We start from the raw sequence: 5163 nt of genomic DNA on the forward strand, positions 1-5163 counted from the left end.
CTCTTCGCCCAGGCCCGAGCGGCGCAAGGCCTCACGCTCACTGCGCACCTTGGCCGCCAGCGGGTTCATGTCATCTGGTTCATCCAGGGCCGCCACCGCTTGCACCGCCGCATCGAACAGGCGGATCAGGTTGGCGAAGGCATCGCGAAAGAACCCGGACACGCGCAGCGTCACGTCGACACGCGGGCGATCCAGAAGGCTGACCGGCAGGATCTCGAAGTCATCCACCCGCTGGCTGCCCGTGGCCCATACCGGGCGCACGCCCATCAACGCCATGGCCTGGGCGATGTCGTCGCCGCCGGTGCGCATGGTGGCCGTGCCCCACACCGACAGGCCGAGCTGGCGCAGGTGATCGCCATGGTCTTGCAGGTGCCGTTCAAGGATCAGGTTGGCGGATTGGAAGCCAATGCGCCAGGCCGTGGTGGTGGGCAGGTTGCGCACGTCCACGGTGAAGAAGTTACGCCCGGTGGGCAGCACATCCAGGCGCCCGCGACTGGGCGCACCGCTGGGGCCGGCCGGTACGAAACGACCGCCCAAGGCATCCAGCAAGCCGCGCATTTCTGCCGGCCCGCACGCGTCCAGGCGTGGCGCGACGACGATGCGCAGGCTCTCAATGACCGACTTCACATCCTCCCAACCGGGCTCTTCAAGTTGCTCAAGCGGCCCTTCCAGTGCTTGCTCGATCAAACGCGCGGCATACAACTCCAGGCGCTCGCGGGTATCACCGGCGGTGCGCCAGCGCTGCTGATCGATTTGCTGTAACACCTCGGGGCGGCGCCCGGTCCAGGGCTCGGCCAGCGCGCAATCGAGCGGGTCAAAGCCCAGCTCGAAGGCCTTGGCCAATACGCGCAGCAAACTCGATTGCGGGCCACGGCCATCGCCGCGCGGGATGCGCAGCAAGGCCAGCAAGGTGTCGATGCGCAAGCGGCCTTCGGGCGACTCGCCAAAGATATGCAGGCCGTCGCGGATCTGCGACTCCTTCAAGTCGCACAGATAGGTGTCCAGACGCGGCAACCAAACGGCCGCGTCAGCGTCGCTCTCCAGCTCAAGCTCCTGGTCGATACGCGTTTCGCGCACCAGCTTGAGGATGTCTTTTTGCAATTCAAGGGCGCGGCGCGGGTCGAGCAATTGCGCCTCGTAATACTCGTCCGCCAACAGCTCAAGATTACGCAGCGGGCCGTAGGTTTCGGCGCGGGTCAGCGGCGGCATGAGGTGGTCGATGATCACCGCCTGGGTGCGCCGCTTGGCCTGGGCACCCTCGCCCGGGTCGTTGACGATAAACGGGTAGATATTCGGCAGCGGGCCCAGCAACGCATCGGGCCAGCAATTTTCCGACAGCCCCACGCCTTTGCCCGGCAGCCACTCGAGGTTGCCGTGCTTGCCCACGTGGATCACACCATGGGCGCCATAGCTGTGGCGCAACCAAAAGTAAAACGCCAGGTAGCCGTGGGGCGGCACCAGGTCCGGGTCGTGGTACACCGCGCTGTGGTCGACCTGATAACCGCGCGCCGGCTGGATGCCGACGAAGGTCAGGCCCAGCCGCAGGCCGGCGATCATCATGCGGCCATCACGGCACATCGGATCGCTGTGCGGTGCGCCCCAACGCTCCAGCACGGCTTGGCGATTGGCTTCGGGCAAGCGTTTGAACATCGCCTCGTAGTCGTCCAGGCCCAGGCTTTGATGGCACGGGCGCAAGTCGAGGCTGTCGAGATCGTTGGTCACGCCGCCGAGCAGTTCATGGATCAAGGCGGTGCCGCTGTCGGGCAACTCACTGGGCAGCGGATAGCCTTCGGCTTGCAGCGCGCGCAGGATATTCAGCGCCGCCGCCGGGGTGTCCAGGCCTACGCCGTTGCCGATACGGCCGTCGCGGGTCGGGTAGTTGGCGAGGATCAGTACGATGCGTTTATCCGCATTCGGCACCCGTGCCAGTTCAACCCAGCGGCGTGCCAATTCGGCGACAAAATCCATGCGCTCGGGCGCGGCGCGGTAGCACACCACGTCGGACTGGCTGCGCTCGCTGCGCCACGCCAGGTCTTTGAAGCTGATCGGCCGGCTGATAATGCGCCCGTCCAGCTCCGGCAAGGCGATGTGCATCGCCAAGTCGCGCGGGCCGAGGCCTTGCTCGCTGGCTTCCCAGCCAGGCTGATTGTCCTGGGCGCAAATCGCCTGGATCACCGGGATATTACGGCGAAACGGGCGCAGGTGCGGCGCTTCGGGGCTGGATTGGGCAAAGCCGGTGGTGTTCAGAATCACCGCCGCCTGCACTTCATCCAGCAAGTCCTCAACCACCGCCAGGCAGCCGGGCTCTTTCAAACTGGCCACCGCCATCGGCAACGGGTTAAGGCCCGCCGCCTGTAAGCGCTGGCAGAACACGTCGATAAAACCAGTATTGGCCGCCTGCAAATGCGAGCGGTAGAACAGCACCGCTGCCACCGGCCACTCTGCATGCCAATCCGTCTGCCAGTCATTCAGGCGCGGGTTGGCTTTATGCGGGTGATAAATCGCGGTGCGCGGCAGGGTTTGCGGCTCGGCCCAGGCGTAGTCGCGGCCCAGGTAGCGGCTTGCCAAACAGCGATAAAAATTCAAGGCATTACCCAGCCCGCCCTGGCGCAGGAAGTGCCAGAGGCGATCACGATCGTCTACGCCTACGGTGCTGAGGCTGCTGAGTTCCGGGTCTGGGCGGTCATCGCCCGGCACCAGGATCAATTGCACGCCGCGCTCGGCCAACGCCACCAAGCGCTCGATACCGTAGCGCCAGTAACCGATGCCACCGTGCAGCGAAATCAGGATGACCTTGGCATGGCGCAACACTTCATCGACGTACAAGTCGACCGAAGCATGGTTTTGCACCTGCATCGGGTTGGCCAGGCGAACGCTTGGGTAGTCGTCGGGCAGCTGTTGAGCCGCTTCGGCGAGCAACGCCAGGCTGGAGTCGCCGCTGCACAGGATCACCAGTTCAGCGGGGGTTTGGCCTAAATCGGCAATATTATCGTCGGAGACGAAACCACCGGGCTGGGTCCTGAGCAGGTGCATGGCTTAAACGCTGAGCGCTGCGCGCAGCTGCGCTTCGAGGCCCGCCGCGTCCAGCGCCTGGCCGATCAGCACCAGGCGCGTGATGCGTGCTTCGTCGGCACCCCAGGCACGGTCAAAGTGCTTGTCGAAACGCGTACCCACGCCCTGGATCAGCAGGCGCATCGGCTTGTTCGGGATCGCGGCGAAGCCTTTGACGCGCAGGATGCCGTGCTGAACCACCAGTTGAGTCAGGGCGTCGAGCAGCAGTGCTTCGTCGGCTTGCGGCAGGTCGATGGAGATGGAGTCGAAGGCGTCGTGATCGTGGTCATGCTCGCCTTCATCGTTGTGGTGATGGTCGTGGTGGCTGTGGCGACCGTCGATGTGTTCTTCGGAGCCGGCGCCCAGGCCGATCAGCACGTCCAGCGGCAGGCGACCGCTGCTGGCTTCGATGATTTTCACCGCTGGCGGCAGCTCTTCGGCGACTTCCAGGCGCACGCGGGCCAGGTCTTCAGGGCTGATCAGGTCGGCTTTGTTGAGGATCACCAGGTCAGCGCTGGCCAGTTGGTCGGCGAACAGCTCGTGCAACGGCGACTCGTGGTCCAGGTTCGGGTCGAGTTTGCGCATGGCGTCGACCTGGTCCGGGAAGGCGGCGAAGGTGCCGGCGGCGACGGCAGGGCTATCGACCACGGTGATCACCGCGTCAACGGTGCAAGCGCTGCGGATTTCCGGCCACTGGAAGGCTTGTACCAGCGGTTTTGGCAGGGCCAGGCCGGAGGTTTCGATGAGGATATGGTCGAGGTCGCCGCGACGGGCAACCAGTTCGCGCATCACCGGGAAGAATTCTTCCTGCACGGTGCAGCACAGGCAGCCGTTGGCCAGTTCATATACGCGGCCATTGGCCTCTTCTTCGGTGCAGCCGATGGAACACTGTTTGAGGATTTCACCGTCGATGCCCAACTCACCGAATTCGTTGACGATCACGGCGATTCGACGGCCCTGGGCGCTGTCGAGCATGTGGCGTAGCAAGGTGGTTTTGCCCGAGCCGAGGAAACCGGTAACGATGGTGACGGGGAGTTTGGCCAGTGTTTTCATCGGATGCCCTTTGGGGCGGGCATACGGGACGATAGGCCCTGCGCCGGCGCGCAGAAGCGGATTTCGTCACCGGATCACCCCGCCCGGTTGAAGTAGAAAATCGGTTGCGAGGCAGGTCTCCTGGCTTGGGGCGTGCGGGTCTTGCGACCGGCGCTGGCTGCGCCTTCCCGCCGTATTGGCAGTGGCGTGGCAGTCAGCTAAACCCTTTACAGTTGCGGGGGCAGCCGCGGCTTGGACCGCGTTCCCTTCTTAGCTTCGGCGTGGGCCGAAGAACCTCGAAGGTGCAAGGCTACGCAGTGCGTGGGGGATGGTCAATGATGGGGTTGGGTTGGTTGGTTGGTTGGTTGGTTGGTTGGTGTACATATCCGTTCTTGCCGTAACGGCCACTAATGGTTCCGCTCTTACAGCGGCTCACTTTGGAAAAGCCCCAAAGTAAGCAAAGGGCTCTTGCCCCACCACTCGGCACCTCGCCTAGGCTCGGTGTGCCCTCACGCAGGCTTTGGAGCGGGGGCCGCCGCCATGGGCCATCCTTGGCCCATCGCGGCTAAACCGGCGTCCTGCCGGTTTACCCCCGCTCCAAAGCCTGCGTTCGGCCAGCGTGGTTTAACGGGGCGCCTAAGATCAAGATCAAGATCAAAAACAGATCAAGATCAAAAGCAAGAGCACGGCGGCCTAGTAGCCGACCTGAGTGGTTAAATCAAAAGCAAAATCGAGGCGGCCTGACAGCCGACCTGATATTTGAAACTGAACTCAATCTAATGTGGGAGCTGGCTTGCCTGCGATGGCATCAACGGGTTGCGCCTGATACACCGAGGTGCCTGCATCGCAGCGGTGCGGCGGTCCGACAAGCCAGCTCCCACAGAAAAGCAGAGCACTGCGGTGCTAGCAGCTAAACTCGGTCAAAATTGTGGGAGCGGGCTTGCTCGCGAAGGCGGTGGGTCAGTTACACCTGAGCTGGCTGACCCACCGCCTTCCCGAGCACGCCCGCTCCCCCAGTTGGTTCTCGGTACATCCGAACAGAAGGTGGCCTCTGTTCCTTTTCCCTTCTTTTCCCTCTCC

General features: G+C 63.6%; 2 protein-coding genes and 1 riboswitch. Both genes read right to left on the reverse strand.

Going from position 1 to position 5163, the window contains the following annotated elements:
• The coding region (gene cobN / locus E0F99_RS28735; RefSeq protein WP_130909089.1) for a cobaltochelatase subunit CobN at window positions 1–3033 on the reverse strand (3033 nt) is incomplete at its 3' end.
• A 3-nt stretch (window positions 3034–3036) separates the two neighbouring features.
• Window positions 3037–4104: a cobalamin biosynthesis protein CobW gene (gene cobW / locus E0F99_RS28740; protein ID WP_083358041.1), complete on the reverse strand. Its 1068-nt coding sequence runs from the start codon at window positions 4102–4104 to the stop codon at window positions 3037–3039.
• 93 nt (window positions 4105–4197) lie between these two features.
• A riboswitch (cobalamin riboswitch) is annotated at window positions 4198–4397 on the reverse strand.
• Between the last annotated feature and the right edge of the window lie 766 nt (window positions 4398–5163).

It is taken from the genome of Pseudomonas antarctica, from assembly GCF_900624995.1.
Lineage (GTDB): Bacteria > Pseudomonadota > Gammaproteobacteria > Pseudomonadales > Pseudomonadaceae > Aquipseudomonas > Aquipseudomonas antarctica.

Bases quoted from the DNA above. Each gene is read 5' to 3' on its own strand.
- cobW (WP_083358041.1), bottom strand. From the start codon at position 4,104: ATGAAAACACTGGCCAAACTCCCCGTCACCATCGTTACCGGTTTCCTC.